General features: G+C 68.3%; 9 protein-coding genes. 2 read left to right on the top strand and 7 right to left on the bottom strand.

The features are described from left to right. Positions 1-5 precede the first annotated feature (5 nt). Positions 6-980 (top strand): UDP-glucose 4-epimerase GalE, encoded by a 975-nt coding sequence (galE, locus tag ACH4VO_RS04320; RefSeq protein WP_360992019.1) that lies wholly within the window; start codon positions 6-8, stop codon positions 978-980. Positions 981-1050: 70 nt separating this feature from the next. Here galE and ACH4VO_RS04315 read toward each other — a convergent pair whose 3' ends face one another. The 7 genes from ACH4VO_RS04315 to ACH4VO_RS04285 form a co-directional block, all read right to left on the bottom strand. Continuing rightward, positions 1051-3183, bottom strand: a complete 2133-nt coding sequence (locus tag ACH4VO_RS04315) for a glycosyltransferase (RefSeq protein WP_360992017.1) — start codon at positions 3181-3183, stop codon at positions 1051-1053. Then, complete coding sequence (locus tag ACH4VO_RS04310; RefSeq protein ID WP_360992148.1) at positions 3180-4556, bottom strand: glycosyltransferase; 1377 nt, start codon at positions 4554-4556, stop codon at positions 3180-3182. Before ACH4VO_RS04310 ends, ACH4VO_RS04315 begins: the two co-directional genes overlap by 4 nt. Positions 4557-4667: 111 nt before the next feature. Then, complete coding sequence (gene wecB / locus ACH4VO_RS04305) at positions 4668-5771, bottom strand: non-hydrolyzing UDP-N-acetylglucosamine 2-epimerase (protein ID WP_360992014.1); 1104 nt, start codon at positions 5769-5771, stop codon at positions 4668-4670. A gap of 892 nt (positions 5772-6663) precedes the next feature. Further along, positions 6664-7260: an acyltransferase gene (locus tag ACH4VO_RS04300; RefSeq protein ID WP_360992012.1), complete on the bottom strand. Its 597-nt coding sequence runs from the start codon at positions 7258-7260 to the stop codon at positions 6664-6666. A gap of 292 nt (positions 7261-7552) precedes the next feature. Next, positions 7553-9214: a S1 family peptidase gene (locus tag ACH4VO_RS04295; protein WP_360992009.1), complete on the bottom strand. Its 1662-nt coding sequence runs from the start codon at positions 9212-9214 to the stop codon at positions 7553-7555. Positions 9215-9291: 77 nt separating this feature from the next. Then, the gene (locus tag ACH4VO_RS04290; protein WP_360992006.1) at positions 9292-11142 is read right to left on the bottom strand and encodes an FG-GAP-like repeat-containing protein; all 1851 of its coding nucleotides are present in this window, start codon (positions 11140-11142) and stop codon (positions 9292-9294) included. 65 nt (positions 11143-11207) lie between these two features. After that, positions 11208-11717, bottom strand: a complete 510-nt coding sequence (locus tag ACH4VO_RS04285; RefSeq protein ID WP_360992004.1) for a hypothetical protein — start codon at positions 11715-11717, stop codon at positions 11208-11210. 364 nt (positions 11718-12081) lie between these two features. On the opposite strand from ACH4VO_RS04285, the gene ACH4VO_RS04280 reads away from it, so the two are divergent. Continuing rightward, the gene (locus ACH4VO_RS04280) at positions 12082-15774 is read left to right on the top strand and encodes an ALF repeat-containing protein (RefSeq protein ID WP_360992002.1); all 3693 of its coding nucleotides are present in this window, start codon (positions 12082-12084) and stop codon (positions 15772-15774) included. Positions 15775-15777: the final 3 nt, after the last annotated feature.

The following is a 15777-nucleotide window of genomic DNA, read 5'->3' as shown; positions in this document are numbered from 1 at the left end:
CGCCGATGACCTGGCTGATCACCGGCGGAGCCGGTTACATCGGATCGCATGTGGTGCAGGAGATGGTGCGGCGGGAGCCCGTCGTCGTCCTCGACGACCTCAGCACGGGCCGCGCCGAGCGGCTGCCTCAGGACACTCCTCTGGTCGTGGGTTCGGTCCTGGACCGGGAACTGCTCGACCGGGTGCTGGCCGAGCACGCCGTTACGGGCATCGTGCACCTCGCAGGGAAAAAGCAGGTCGGTGAGTCCGTCGAGCGCCCCCTGTACTACTACCGCGAGAACGTCGACGGGCTGCGTAGCCTTCTCGACGCCGCGGTCGCCGCAGGTGTCGGACGCTTTCTCTTCTCCTCGTCGGCGGCGGTCTATGGCATGCCCGATGTCGACCTCGTCACGGAGGAGACTCCATGCCTGCCTCTCAGCCCGTATGGTGAAACCAAACTGGCCGGAGAGTGGATGGTCTCCGCGGTCGGCAGGGCGCACGGCATGGCCACCGCCTCGTTGCGCTACTTCAACGTGGCGGGTGCGGCCTCTGCCGAGTTGGGCGACGACGGTGTCTTCAACTTGGTGCCGATGGTGTTCGAACGGCTGACCGGGAACGAGCCACCACGTGTCTTCGGTGACGACTACGAGACCCCGGACGGCACGTGCATCCGGGACTACATCCATGTGGAGGACGTGGCGACCGCCCATGTGGCGGCGGCACAGCGGCTCACCGACGACCTCTCGACCTCCCTCATCCTGAACATTGGCCGTGGGCAGGGCGTTTCGGTATCCGAGATGGTGGCTGTCATTCAGGACGTCACCGGGCTTCGAGACCTACCACCCGTCGTCGAAGGGCGTCGGGCGGGCGATGCCGCCCGCGTCGTGGCGTCGGCCGACCGGATCCGGCAGGAGTTGGGCTGGACATCCCGCCACGACATCCGATCGATGGTCGCCTCGGCGTGGGCGGGGTGGTGCCTGCGCCACCCCACGTCGGCCTGACACGCCCGTACGACGGATGAGGGTCTGCCCCCCCGCGGGGGGCAGACCCTCATCCGTTGTCTCTTACGGTTCAGCTCTCGCCGAGGAACAGCCGGTCGAACTGCTTCTGGACGACGCTCCAATCCCAGGCGGAGACGGCGTACTCGGAAGCCAGCTTGCCGGCTTCGAGCCAGGCCTCCTCGCTGGAGGTGACGTCCAGGATGCGACGGGCGGCCTCCTCGGGTGACCCGACGACCCAGCCTTCCGGGTACAGGGTCCGTGCGCTGTTGTCCCGTCCGGCGTAGAAGGGCCAGTCACGGGCCACCGGCAAAGCGGCGCTCGCCGCACCTTCCATCAGACCCACGTGACAACCCTCGCGCACGGAGGAGCTCAGGATCACACCGATATCCGTGAGCGCGGCAGGCACGTCATCGGTGGGGCCCAGCCGTACCACCGCTCCGGATTCGACGAGTGGATCGAGCTCCCGCTCCAGCGCGGTCCGGTATTCGGCGGTTGCCTTGCTGGTCTTGCGATCCATGTCACCGCCCACGAGCAGCAACCGGTAACGCTCGTCCTGCTTCCGCACTCGCTTGAGCACGTCCACGGCCCAGAGCGGGTCCTTGGCGACCTGGCTGACGCCGACCAGCCCGAGGTTGAAACGGGCGTCCGCGGTCTTCGGGCGGACGAAGCCTGACAGCTCCATCGCGTTGTCGAGGACATGCATGCGTGGCGCGGTGTCCCCACGGAGCTGTGGCACCAACGAGGTGACGAGATCCCTGACATGAGGTGCCACGAAGATCAGATCGTCGATGCGTGAGAAGTCCGTCATGTGCGGCCACCGGGTGAACGCTTCGTAGCTGTGCAGGCGCACCACGATCCTCGTATCTCCGGGGTCGATGGTGGTCAGCATGGCCGCTGGGCCGACCGACCAGTCGAGGAACACGGTGTCCGCCCAGTCGAGGTGCGGGCGCATCAGCCGCTCGACGTCCGCCTGGTAGGTGGACGCGCCATCGGCCAGCCGGTCCTCCAGCATGAGACGCGCAGCCCAGGAGATGCGCTTGAGCGACTTCTGGGCCGCGAGGTCCAGGTAACGGAGCTCGACCCGGGGGTGGTCCGCGTACAGGGCCAGGATGTGCTGGAGGAAGTTCGCGTTGGCACTCGTGGTGACGAGCAGGCGCAGGGGGCGGTCGGCCGGCGGGGCTGCCGGCGGCTTCCTTCGGCCATGGGCGCGCGCGAGGGCCTGGAACGCGGTGGAACGGTGGAAGCGCTCCATGTACTTCTGCGCGTCCTCAGCGAGCGGGGAGCTCAACTGGTCTATATGGAGCACCCGGTGAAAGCCGAGGAACAGTGCGCGGTTCAGGGCTTCGGAGGCGACCTCGTAATTGCCCTCGGCCTGCTGTTCGTCGGCTCGGGCCAGATGGGCGTCGACGGCCTTGCCGAGATCACGAGGACTGATGCCTCGGGAGATCTCCGTCATGACGCCCTTGTCGAGAAGCTCCGCCCGGACCGCGAGGTCGGAGATCCTGGAGGCCGCCTCCGTGAGCGCGATGGCCGCACCGCTGGTACGGCCGGCCCATTGCATGCCTTCGGCCACATATTGGGAAGCCGCCACACGCGCCTTGACGGGCATACCCGGAACGGTCACGGCGGAACGCCAGAGCCGGGCCCCCAGAGCCGAGCGCATGACGGGGCGTGCTGTCGCCGTACGCATCATGGCGGCCGGTAGACCGTCGATCGTGCGGCGCACGTCCTTGGCCACGGCGCCGAGCGGCGGGAGAGCGGCCTGGCGCGTGGTCGTCCCCTGCTGCCTGACCTTGTCGAGGGCTGTCAGGGCGGCGGCGACACCGAAGTGTGCCTCTGCCGCCGGGGCGTACTGCGAAAGACGCCACACCGTGTAGACGGCGCCGGGGTCCAGTGCGACGATGATCTGGGCGTTCATGGCGCGGCGGCGAAGCCACCGGTCGCGCTGAGCCTGCAGCCACACCCGCATGCCTGCGGGGGAGGCGGCCGCCTTACGCCGCAGTGCGTCACTCCTCTTGGAGAGGTTGCGCGGCAGTTGGTGCACGCCTTCCAGATCTGTCTGGGAGAGGTCTTCGGAGACCGGCAGCACGTGGAAGGTGCCCGCCAGGTAGACCTTGGCGCCACGCTCCCGGAACTTGGCCACGGAGTCAGTGAGGAGGCCCAGCTGAGGTCTTTTGCTGGCCACGAACAGAACCTCGGTCACGATGCGGGCCCTCCTGCGACGGTCGACTTCTCGGCGAGGACAGGCGCGTCCACTTCTCTGTTGCCAGGCGCCAGGTCCGCGGTGAGCTGATCGATCAACTCGTTCACTGCGACAGCCATCAGGGCCTCGCGGGTGAACTGATCCGCGTGCGCCATCGCCTCCGCGTGCAGGGCGTCGCTGGTTTCGACGGCCATGTGCGCGGCCTTGATGAAGGATTGGGCCAGGGCCTCCTCGTCGAGACCGACGGCGCCGGTCCACAAGGGGTGTCCTCTGAGGACGTTCGACGCATCGTGTTCGACCACGTGCGCGGAGACGATGGGAAGCCCCGTCGCCATGTACTCGTAGACCTTGCCCGAGGTGACGTAACGGCCGCCGATGAGAATGAGGACCATGGCGTCCCAGCGGGCGTATATCGAAGCGACCTCGGCCTTGGCCGCAGGACCACCGAAGTGGACACCGTGCTCCTCCGCCTGCTTCAGGATCTCCGCATGCCGATTGGCTTCGCGGCCCGAGCCGTTGCCGATGTGACCGCGCACCTCGAAGCGCGCCTCGGCAAGCAAGGGTTCCTGCTCGCGTGCCGACTGCCAGGCGCTGAGTACTGTTTCCAGGTGCTGAGCCGTGAAGTTCACCGTGCCCAGATAGCCGAAGACGAGACCGGCGTCCGGGTCGGGCGAGTGGACCCGGCCCGGCGAGCTGTCCGCGTCGTAGCCGTTCCGCACGACACGGACTCGTTCGGCGAAGGCCGGATAGCGCGTGCGGTAGTGCTCGGCGATCGGGTCGTTGACCACCCACAGGGAAACCGCGTGATCCAGGATCTTCTGTTCCCAGCGGCCCAGTTCGGAGTCCCGGGAGAAAGCTTCCACACCCTCGATGACGTCGATGGACCAGCCATCGCGGAAGTCCACCGCGTAAGGGACGTGCGCGTGCTCCCACAGCTTCCATGCAGCGGCGAGGTTGACGTAGGGGACACAGCTCGCCAGCAGGAGGTCTGCAGGGTGGTCCTCATGGATGTCCACCACGGCCTGTTCGAGAGCGCCTCGCCAATCGCCGAAGTTGGGCTCGGGGAAGGTGGTGGTCTGCCGGACGCGGAGCTTCGCGACCCAGTCGGCAGGCCGGAGGGCACGCGCTTCGTCGTAGAGGCGGATGTCCGTCTCCAGGTCCTCCCTCGCCAAGGGAAGTTCGACGACGTTGACGCGGGAGTCGACCTGCTCGAGAAGGGTGAGGTCGACGCCGGAGTCCCGTTCCCAGGATTCCTGGGCGATCGTGACGACGGTGACGTCCCAGCCCGCCTTGATGAACTGGTTCGCGGTCTCGCGCATGCGGTAGGCGCAGCTCTTGGCGGCCGGCGGGAAACCGATGGCGAGGTAGATCACATGGGGCCGTGTGCCTTTCACGGGCAGCCCTGACCTGGGAGACACTGACATAGCGGATGACGCTAGCACGGTGACATTTACGTATAAGCGCCGCTCGCGGCGCTTCGCATGTCACGCGCGCCGGCTTCCCCCTTTCCATTCTTCCATGAGCCGGACGACGTTCTCCGCTGCGTGCCCGTCGCCGTAGGGCGTCCCAGGGTCGGCCGTGGGTGCGGGGCGCGTCACAGTGTCTGCCCATGTGTGGGCATCCATCGTGTGCGGATCGGGTACGAGCACGTTCCAGCCGGTACGGACCGTCTCCACCCATTCCGTCTCCGGACGGATCGTGGTCGTGATCCGCTCGAGGAGAAACGCTTCTTTCTGCAGGCCTCCGGAGTCCGTGACGACGCCGGCCGAGGCCAGTACCGCCGCGATCAGGCCGGCGTAGGGCAGCGGTCGACCGATGTGGACGGAACCTCGCTGCAGTTCGATGCCATGGGCCTCGGCGCGGGCGACCAGACGCGGATGGGCGAGCAGGGCCACGGGGATCGGCAGGCCGGCCAACGAGTCGATGATCGCCTCGAGACGGGCTGGGTCGTCGGTGTTGTCCGGGCGGTGCAGGGTGGCGAGCAGGAAAGGCCGGCCGGGGTCGATGCCCGCAGGCAGCATCGGTGTCGCGTGGTCACCGGCCAGTACGGCGTCACGGACGCGCAGGCAGATGTCGACCATGACGTCGCCCGCCAACTGGGTGCGCGCGGACAGTCCTTCTGCCGCGAGGTGGCGCATGGCTTCCTCGGTCGGTGCCAGGAGGAGGTCGGCGCAGTGGTCGGTCAGCACCCGGTTGTGCTCCTCCGGCATGCGCCGGTTGAAACTGCGGAGTCCCGCCTCCAGGTGCGCCACCGGGAGGTGCATCTTCACAGCGGAGAGCGCCCCGGCGATGGTCGAGTTGGTGTCGCCGTAGACCAGGACCCAGTCCGGCTTCTCGCGTTCCAGTACGGGGTCGAGCGCGGAGAGAACGGATCCCGTCTGTGCGCCGTGACTGCCTGATCCGACTCCCAGATGGACATCGGGGTCGGGGATGCCCAGCCCGTCGAAGAAGACATCGGACAGATCGGCGTCGTAGTGCTGCCCCGTGTGCACGATGAGGTGCTCGTGGTCCGTGGCTGCGAACGCTGCCGAGATGGGTGCCAGTTTCACCAATTGTGGACGGGCGCCGACGATGCTGATGACTTTCACTGAGCACTCTTCTTCTGGGTCAGGGCATATGTGAGGGGTGTCAGCACAATGGTAGGCAATCACGGGGGGGTCGATGATCGCACCGGGTGAACCTCCCGCAGCGACCGCAGAGCCCTTCACCTGCGCCGGGGCGCTCGTACGGGCTCTGGCGGGCCTGAATAACGATCGGGCGAACAAAAACGGGGCGGTCAGATCCGGAGGGGCGAATGCGGAACGCCTCGCCTGAAAACCCGCGAGACGCCCCTTACATCCCGACTCGGGCGCCGGCGAGTATGGGTCGGGCCTCCAGCAGCCGGTCAGCCGGCCTGCTGGTGATGTGTCCCATGCGGCGCCCGTCGACAAGGGCGCGCCCGCCGAACGGCGCGTTGGCCTTTTCGGCGCGGAACGTCGTGCCCGTCCACTCCAGTCTGTGCCGAACTTGTGACAGACACTGTCGCCCTCGGCCAGGGAGGAGGCCGCTCGGTGCGGGGTGCAGAGGGTGGTCGGGCACCTTCCGTACCGACGTCTTCTCCGGCACACACACCCACCCACCAGGCGAGGAGGCGCCCGCGGCGAGGCAGCAGCGGACGCCACGGTCTTGGCCGCGGTGTCGAAGGGCGTCAGTCGCCGGAGCCGATCCACAGCCGCGCCCGAACCAGCACCTGCGGGGTGGCGCCGGTCGTTGCTGCGGCCCCGGGGCCGCACGCGCGTAGCCGGCGGGCCGCAGTGACGGAACCGGCCAGGACGGCCGCCGGCCACAATGGCGGCCCGTTCACGCGGCTTCAGGGAATCCGGCGTCCGGCCGCGATACTCGCTGTTCAGCCCCGGGAACAACTTCTCCGCAAGGAGGATCACTGACCCGGGGGCGCGAGACCTGTGGAGAATGCGAAGGACCGCCGGTGCCGACGTCTTGTCAGCGTTCGGCCAGGACGCCGTCGCTCTCCTCGTATGCCGAACCTGACTGGGGGCACAGCCACACGCCGGGCTCGTCCTCGCTTGCCACCAGGCGCACGCCGTTGCGGCCCACCCAGCCGATCCGGCGGGCCGGGACACCCACGACCAGGCCGAAGTCCGGCACGTCCTTGGTCACGACGGCTCCGGCGGCCACCATGGCCCAGCGCCCGATCCGTACGGGCGCGACACATACGGACCGTGCGCCCAGGGAGGCGCCCTCGGCAACCTTCACGCCCACGGCCTCCCAGTCGCCGCCGCGTTTCTGCTTGCCCTCCGGGTCGACGGAGCGGGGGTTGTGGTCGTTGGTGAGAACCACGGCCGGTCCCACGAACACGCCGTCGCCGAGTTCGGCCGGCTCATAGACGAGGGCGTAGTTCTGGATCTTCACGTTGTTACCGATCTGCACACCGGTCCCGACGTACGCGCCACGGCCGACGACGCAGCCCTCGCCGAGCCGGGCTTCTTCCCGGATCTGTGCGAGTTCCCAGACACTGCTCCCGGCACCGATTTCGGCACGGTCGTCGACCTGGGCGGTGGGCTGGACTCTGTAGCTCACGACTACACCTTCCGGGGCACGGATTCGAAGGCACAGCATACGATCCCCGAGCGTGTGGTCAGGGCGTGCTGCGTCGTCGCGGTCAGAGCCAGGAAGCGAACGGCCTGCGACAGCTGTCCCCGGGCGAGGAGGCTGTCCCCGGGCGAGGACGTTCTTCGCCCCGGACGGCGCGTCGCCGTGGTCCTGTCGTTCGGAACCTGACCGGTCATGGTGGTGCCGTGCGCCCCGGTGGCACACGTCTGCTCCCGGCGGCGGTCACTGCCGGGAGCAGACGAAGCGGTGTACGCCAGTGCTACTGAGTGCTGCCGGTCAGTGCAACGGTCGCCGGGGCGCCTGGGTAACCGACGACCTGTTCGGTGGCGTCCCACTTACCGTCGGCGTGGCGCACGGTGTGCTTGATCTTCCCGCCCGTGGTGACGACGGCCGCCTGCAGCTCGCCGTTGACGGCGGTGGCGTCGACACCGATGGTGGTGTCGCGTCCGAGTTCGTCGCCGAGGTCACCGAACCTGCTCCACGTCCCGTCGGCCTTCCGTATGGCGTGCTTCTTCTCACCGGTGACACTGGTGAGGACGACGTGAAGGTCCCCCGCGACGCTGGCGAAGGACATGCCGTTGATCGCTGAGGTCACGTTGGTCTCCAGCGAGCTGACGGCGTGCCAGCGGTCGCTCCACGTTCCATCGGCTTCCCGGATGCCGTGGTACGCCTTGCCGTCGGCGGTTACGCCCACCTGCGTCTGGCCACCGGTGGTGTGGGCGACGGTGACCTGGGTGGCGTTGCCGAGAACGCCGAGCTTGGCCGTGACGTCCCCCCACCTCGACCAGACTTCGCTGGCGTCCTGGGTGGCGTGGTAGACACGTCCGTCGGCGAGACCGATCAGCGCCAGTCCGGTACCGGTTGATGTCACGGCGATACGGGTCAACCCGGGCTTGTCGCCGAGTTCGGCCGTCAGGTCGCGGAAGGCCCCCCAGCCGCCGGTGGCGCGCCGGTTGGCCTGATGGAGGTGTCCGTTGCCGCTGACGGCGAAGACGTAGTTCTTGCCCTTGATGGCGGCCTCGGCGGCGAACTGGATTCCCTCGACGGTGCCGGCGGCGTTCTGCACGTTGCCGAACGAGGTCCAGTCGCCGTTGCTGTTACGCATGGAGTGGTACAGGCCGGTGGAGGTCTTGGTGAGCATCTGGAGGTTCCACACATTCAGGGTGGACGCAGTGCTCTCGGTGATCCACGCCCGAAGGTCGTCCACCCGGGTGGCGATGGCGCCCGTGCGGGTCTCGGTGGTCCCGAGGCAGCCGCCCTGCCACGACCTGACGGCGACCGCGACGAGTTCGGGACGGCCGTCCGTCTCACGGAAGACAGGCGCTCCGGTGTCACCCTTGCAGACGGGGGTGCCGTCGATGCCCACGGTGGTGGGCTCCACCGCGCCCACGGTGAACGCGCCGGTGTGGAGCGAGTCGGGCACCCAGGTGTCCGCGGTCCGGCCGTAACCGGCACCCTTCAGGGTTTCGCCCATCGCGGCGGCGCCGGCCGTCGGGTGGAGGAAGGAGGGGCCGGAGACCGGGGTGGCCAGCTTGGCCAGCACGAGGTCGCGGTCCGTACGGGGCACCAGCTCGGCGATCTCCCGGACCTGGCCGGCCGTGGTGGTGAGGTCGGTACGCCCGATGGTCGCGGTGGACTTCAGCTTCGGAGCCCCTGCGGTCAGGGTGGCCCACTGAGCCGGATCGTCGGTGAAGCAGCTGGCTGCGGTGATCAGCCATTGGTTGTTGACGAGGGTCCCGGTGCAGGCCCGGCTGGTGTCCCCGTCACCGATCTGGATCTTCGCGGTGAACGTGTAGGCGTTGGCGGCGGCTACTTCGCCACTCATGGCCTGGGCCGGGAAGGCGACGGTGAGGGACCCCACTGCGGTGGTGGCGGCCAGCAGTGATGCGGCCCGCACCCGGCGGGAGGTTCTGAGGAGCACGTTACTTCCTTATTGACTTGGGAGGTTCCGAGGAACAGCGAACGTCCGGGCCCGGGGCACGGACTCGTACGCGGCCGTCAGACGACGCTGCCGCTCCAGTGCCTGACAGGTGCCTGCACGTCGGTGCCCGTGCTGGTGAAGGAGAACAGGGAGTCGATGCGTCGGCCGTCGGCGGTCGTCCCGGAGCGGTAGAGGACGCCGATGTCGTCCTTGCCGTCCTTGTTGAAGTCGCCGGTGACGGGCTGGCTGGCGGCCCAGCTGAAGGACCCGGAGCTCGTCCAGACCTCACGGGGCGCGGCGAAGTCGGTGCCGTCGCCGGTGAGGGTGAAGAGGGCGGACTGGTGAACGCCCTCTGCCGTGGTGCCGCGGTTGTAGAGGATGCCGATGTCGGCCCGGCCGTCTCCGGTGTAGTCGCCGGAGGTCACCTTGCCGGCATTCCAGTTGAAGGATCCGCTGCTGGTCCAGGACTTGCGGGGGTTGTCGAAGACGGTGCCGTCGCTCGTGAAGGTGTAGAGCGAGGAGATGAACTTGCCGTCGGCGGACTTGCCTCCGTTGTAGAAGACCGCGACGTCGTCCTTGCCGTCCTTGTTGTAGTCGCCCGAGGTGACCTGGCCGGCGGACCAGGTGAAGCCACCGGGAGTGGTCCAGGTCTTGCGGGGGTTGTCGAAGTCGGTGCCGTTGCTGGTGAAGGTGTAGAGCGAGGAGACCCTGCCGGTGTCGGAGGACCCGTTGTCGTAGAAGACGGCTACGTCGTCCTTGCCGTCACCGTTGTAGTCGCCGGAGGTCACCTTGCTGACAGCCCAGTTGAAGCCGCCGGTGGTGGTCCAGGTCTTCCGGGGAGCCTTGAAGCCGGTGCCGGTGCTCGTGAAGGTGTAGAGCGAGGAGACGGCGCCGGTGTCGGAGGATCCACTGTCGTAGAAGACGGCGACGTCGTCCTTGCCGTCCCCGTCGAAGTCACCCGAGGTCAGCTTGCTCTTGCTCCAGGTGAAGCCGCCGGGCGTGCTCCATACGTTCTTCGGAGCGGCGAAGCCGGTCCCCGTGCTGTAGAAGGCGAACAGCGAGGACCGGTTCTTGCCCTCGGGGGAAGTGCCGTTGTCGTAGAAGGCGGCGATGTCCTCCTTGCCGTCCGCGTTGAAGTCACCGGAGACGACCTGGGACTCTCCGGGCAGGGCGCGGACCTGCCGCACCCACTCGGTGATGTCGTCGAGGCGGGTCTCCACGGCGCCGGTGCGGGTCTCCTCCGAGCCGAGACATCCGGCCTGCCAGGACGCGCTGTGGACGGCCACCAGTTCGGCCTTGCCGCCGGTCTCGCGCAGCGCGGGGCCGCCGGCGTCGCCCTTGCAGATGCTGCCGCCGTCCCGGGTGATGGCGACGGTGGTGGCATCGGCCTGCGTCACCGTGAAGGCGCCGGCGTGCAGACGGTCGGGCACCCAGGTGTTCTCAGTGCGCCCGTAGCCCACTGCCTGCAGCGCCTCACCCGCGGTGGGCGGGGCGGTGGCGAGGAGTACGGGGGCGATGTCGGTGACCGGGGTGGCGAGCTTGGCCATCACCAGGTCGCGGTCCGCGCGGGGGACCAGTTCGGTGATCTCGACGACCTTGCCCGCGGTGCCGGTCAGGTCCGTACGCCCGATGGTCGCGGTGGCCTTCTCGGCCGGCGCGCCTGCGGGGATCGGGAAGGCGGGCTGGCCGGCGGCGGCGAAGCAGCTGCTGGCGGTGAGGACGTACTGGGCGTCGACGAGGGAGCCGGTGCAGGCGCGGCTGGTGTCGCCCTCGCCGATCTGGATCTTCGCGGTGAAGGCGTAGGTGTTGTCGGCGACCGCGTCACCGATGACGGCCTGAGCCGGGGTGGTGAGGGTGAGTGCGCCGGCCGCGGCCGTGGCTGCCAGCAGCGATATGGCCCGCACTCTGCGGAGAGGTCTGACAGGCACGTGGGTTTGCTCCGAGTGGTTGCGCGCCGCGGGGCGGCCGGGGGCGGGGGAGGGCTGGTGCCGTGTCACCCGGTGACGCGAATCTCGACGAGGACGGAGCGGGCGCCGCCGACCGTGCCTTCGCCGACGGCCTCGAAGCCGTTCTGAGCTACGTCGACGGTTGTCGTCTCGCCGTTGGCGGTGAGGTCGGCGCTGATGGGGTGGTCCGCGGCTTCCAGGGCGAATACCCGGGGCAGGGAGAGCGTGACGTACCCGGTCTTGCCGGTTGCCCGGAAGCAGTAGGTACCGGCGCGGCCGACGGAGTCGTCCTTGACGGTCAGGACCCTGATCTGCTCGGCTGCCAGGTCGCAGTCGGCGAGAAGGATGTGGCCGTCGCCCTTCTTCAGCTCGATGCCCTTGGTCGCCAGGATGCCGGCGGCACCAGGGTAGGAGAAGTCCTCGACCGCTGACGGCGGGGCCTCTTCGTTCACTGCGGACGTGGTGTTCTCGGCGGCGAAAGCGAGCGGCACCCCGATCAGTGCCGCCAGGGCGCTTATCGCTCCTGAAATAAACCATGCGCGCGTACGGAAAATCACCGGAATTCCTTTCAGGCGTGACAGCCTGCGAATCCGGAGGCCCCCCGCCCAGTCGTGTGTAGAAAGAGTAAAGATGTAAGCGCAATCTAGCCGTCGGGTGAGGGGGCGTCAAACAGTTTATTTGCGCTAAAAGTCGCCGCTGTGGGGCGTGATGCTCGGTTTTGCCCCTTTGGTTGAATGCCCGTAATTGCGGTCAATCTTGCATTTCGTCCGGTGACTCCTGGTCATCAGACTTGGCGTGCTGCTGCGGTGCAAGGGTGTCCAGGGTGAAGGCGCGTGAACACTTCAAGTCAGTAAACCGGCCGAATATCGCTGCTCCGTGTGCTCTTCCGTAATTCGCAGAAGGGGGCATTCAGGGCTCGGCGTGCGTGGTTCTCCTTTACGATCACGGCGTCGATATCCGCGATCGGTAACGAGAGTTGCCGACATCAGAGATGGAAATTTCGTGAAGCGAAGATTCGCCCGATCTGATCACAAGAGGGGCATGCGGGGCGCGATGCGCGCCCTTGTTTTGGGCGTGCTGCCCCTGGCCCTCACGTTCGGTCTTCTCAGTTCCCCACCTGCCACCGCGGCTGCCTCCGCGTCCAGCACAGAAGAGGTCGCGGCCCTGGCGGAGGTGACGGCGACCGACCGCGGCCGTGTGGTCGACTACTGGAAGGAAGGCGGCCCCGGAGTCAAGGCGGCGGCCGAAGCTGCCCTGACCGGCAGCGACGCCGAACTCGCGGCATTCCTGACCGTAGTGAACGACCTCTCCTTCCAGGACGAGCGGGTAAGCGCCGCGCAGATCGCATCCGTAGGCGGTACAGAGCTGCTCACCGCCGCCCGGGCGGCGCTCGCGGGGCCGCAGGAGGACCTGGAGATCTTCCTCAACTGGGGCTGGGAAGCTCCCATGAAAGAAGACCAGCGGGTTCAGGTGGCGCAGGTTATCGACGCGGGTGGGCCTGCTGTGCGGGATGCGGGGCGGGCTGCGCTGGAGGGCTCGTCGGACGATGTGGCCGCATTCCTCAAGGAGGGGCAGTTCGTTCAGCGGGAGCAGGACGAGCGGGTGCAGCTCGTCCAGGTCATCAGTGTGGGCGGCACGAATGTCCGAGCTGCGGGCCGACTGGCTTTGTCCGGTGGGCCTGAGGACATCCGGGAGTTCTTGACGGTCGGTCAGTTCGTTGCCAGGGACAAGGACCAGGAGCAGTCGACGGTCGCTCAGCTGGCCGCGCAGGCGAAGGAAGCCGGCAGACAGGCCGCTGTGGAGACCACGGCTGCGAAGGCGGAGTCCGCGAAGGCGGTGGAGGCCGCCAAGCTGGCGAAGGAAGCGGCGCTGAAGGCCGCGGCCGAGGCCGAGGCGGCGAAGGACGACACGGAGAAAGCGGCCCGTGCCGCCAGCCGTGCGGCGAAGGCGGCTACGCAGGCCGCTGCCGCCGCGCAGACGGCGATCGACGCGTCCCGCGCCGCGAACAATTCCGCTCGTGTCGCGGCGAACGCCGCCTCGCAGGCTGCCGCGGCTGCTGCGGGTGCCTCGCAGGCAGCAACACGAGCCCGGAACGCGGCCGCAAACGCCGCGGTGGACGCGGGTGACGCCGCTGCCGCCCGTGCGGCTGCCGAGAACGCGCGGGATGCCGGTAAGGGCGCCGCACTGGCGGCCGATGCCGCCGATCAGGCCGCGATCGCGGCCGACGCAGCCGGTGATGCCGCGCATTCCGCCGCCAGCGCGGGGTCCAACGCCAACCTCGCGGCCGACGCGGCCGTCGAGGCGAGCAACTACGCCGGCCAGTCCAGCGCCGCGGCCGCTGAGGCGCGTGCCGCGGCCGCCGCGACCAAGCGTCACGCCGCGGAGGCCAACCGTGCCGCGGCGGCCGCCGAAGCACTGGCCCGCAAGGCCGCTACCGCCGCACGCGAAGCCCGTGACGCGGCCAGATCCGCGGCCACGCACGCGAACAACGCGGCCGCAGCCGCCGATGACGCAGCCGACCACGCAGGCGACTCAGCCCAGGCAGCGGAGAAATCCACTCTGCACGCCAACGCGGCCACCACTGCGGCGAACGTGGCGAGTGCCGCGGTCGCCACAGCCCAGAAGGTCTACGCCCTCGCACGCGAGGTCGAGACGCAGGAACTCCTGGGACGAACCAACGCGGGCATCGAACGCGCCCGGGATCAGAAGGCGGCCGACGAGGCCCGTACCGCCGGTCTGGCCGAGCTGCGGCAGGCGGCCAAGGACCGCGACACCGAGCGGGACCGCCTGGTGGCGCTGGCCGCAGCACCTGGAGCCGATCCCACGGCCGTGGCAGCTCAGGGCCGTGAGCTGGCCGTCCTGACGATGAAGAACGGCACCGCCTGGGGCAGAGCCGCAGCCGAGGCGGCCCTCGCCGGCCCCGATGAGGTGGTCATCGACCACCTCCGCAACGGCTGGCTGACAGCGCGGGAGCAGGACGACCGCTCCTACGTCGAGCGCCTGGCGGAAGAGAGCGCGGCCAGGGAAGTACGTGAGGCGGCCGAGACCGCGCTCGACGGGGACGCCGCAGCGATCGCCGCGTTCATCACCGACGGCCAGTACCAGGCCGGCGCCGAGAGCATGCGCGTCACCATCGCCCAGACGATCGAGGGCGCCGGACCCATCCTGGCCGAAGCCGGCCGGAAGGCCCTGGCCACCGATGACCCGAAGCAGTACAACACCTTCCTGAGCGACACTCAGTTCACCGCACGCACCCAGGACGAACGGGTCCGGGCAGCACAACTGGTCTCCTCCGGCGGCCCCGAGGTCAAGTCCGCGGCCCGGATCTCGCTGGAGGGCTCCGACCAGACCCTGCACGCCTTCATCGCCACCGGCCAGTACAGGGCCCAGCGACAGGACCTCCTCAACACCACCCACGTGGCCCAGGTCCAGAAAATGATCGCGGACGCAGCGAAGATCGCGGCCACCGCGCAGCAGAACGCCGCCACCGCACAGAAGGTCGCCGCCACCGCCCGCAAGGCAGCCGCCGAAGCCAACGAATGGGCAGCCAAGGCCAGTGCCTCCGCCGCCCAGGCCCAGGACTACGCCGACCAGGCCGCCCAGCATGCCAAGGACGCTGCGGCATCCGCGGCCAGCGCGGCCACCTCCGCCAAAACCGCACGGGACGCGGCCGACAGTGCCGACATCGCAGCCACCGACGCCGCGAACTCGGCAGCCGACGCCACTCTCTCCTCGGAAATGGCACAGGTCCACGCCTCCAACGCCTGGTACTCCGCCGACCAGGCGCGCCAGTCGGCGATCGCCGCGGGCAAGGACGCGGCAGCCGCGCTCGAGGCGGCCACCGAAGCGTTCTCGATCGCGGTCACCAAGCAGCGCGAGGAAGAAGAAGCCCGGCGCAAGGCCGCCGTCGCGGAAAAGGAGAAGAACGAAGCCGGCCAACGCGCCGCCGCGCTCTACCGCTGCGGGCAGGCACTCATTCCCTGTGACCCCCAGGAATTCGCTCGCTGGTGCCAGCACAACGAGATCTACTGCACCATCCTGGCCCACGGCGACGAGTTCGGCGACGCCATGGACCAGCTGTGGGACGGCGCCAAGGAGCTTGCCGGACTCAGTGACCTCGAAACATGCATGAAGAACAAGGACCTCGAGCACTGCTGGACACTCGCGGCAGACGTCCTCGTCGGCGCCAAACTCAGAGCGCTGGAGAAGGCATTCGACGCCCTCAAACTACTCAAGCGCGGCTGCAAAGTCGTCGGTCGTTCCACTCTGACCGCCGCCTCTTCCGCTATGTCCTCGGATCTCCCTTGCGGAGTGCACGGCGTCCCCGGACTGCCCCGCGACAAGTCGATGATCACGAATGGACCCGGCGACTGTCAGGCGTGTGCTGAGAGGATCCGCGACAGTATCGGTGGGGAGGTCGTCAGAATCCCTGCACCGGGCCCGTTCTTCGGCAAGTACCGCGACCAGGAGACCCCCAACTGGAATAACGGCTACCATGCCGTGGTGGTGCTCAATGGGCGGGTCTACGACGCGTTCACTCCGAAGGGCGGGGAGTCGATCTCCGAGTTCAAGTCCCGATTCGAGTACGGCGACATCATCAATTTCGGATTTTAGGGA

Source organism: Streptomyces sp. NPDC020780, from assembly GCF_044334475.1.
In the GTDB taxonomy this organism is placed as follows: Bacteria; Actinomycetota; Actinomycetes; order Streptomycetales; family Streptomycetaceae; genus Streptomyces.
The sequence above is the reverse complement of the archived record's forward strand: the minus strand, read 5'-3'. Positions and strand labels throughout refer to the sequence as shown.

What these genes read in the sequence shown, in the direction of transcription:
- galE (WP_360992019.1), top strand. Translation starts at nt 6, where the DNA reads ATGACCTGGCTGATCACCGGCGGAGCCGGTTACATCGGATCGCATGTG.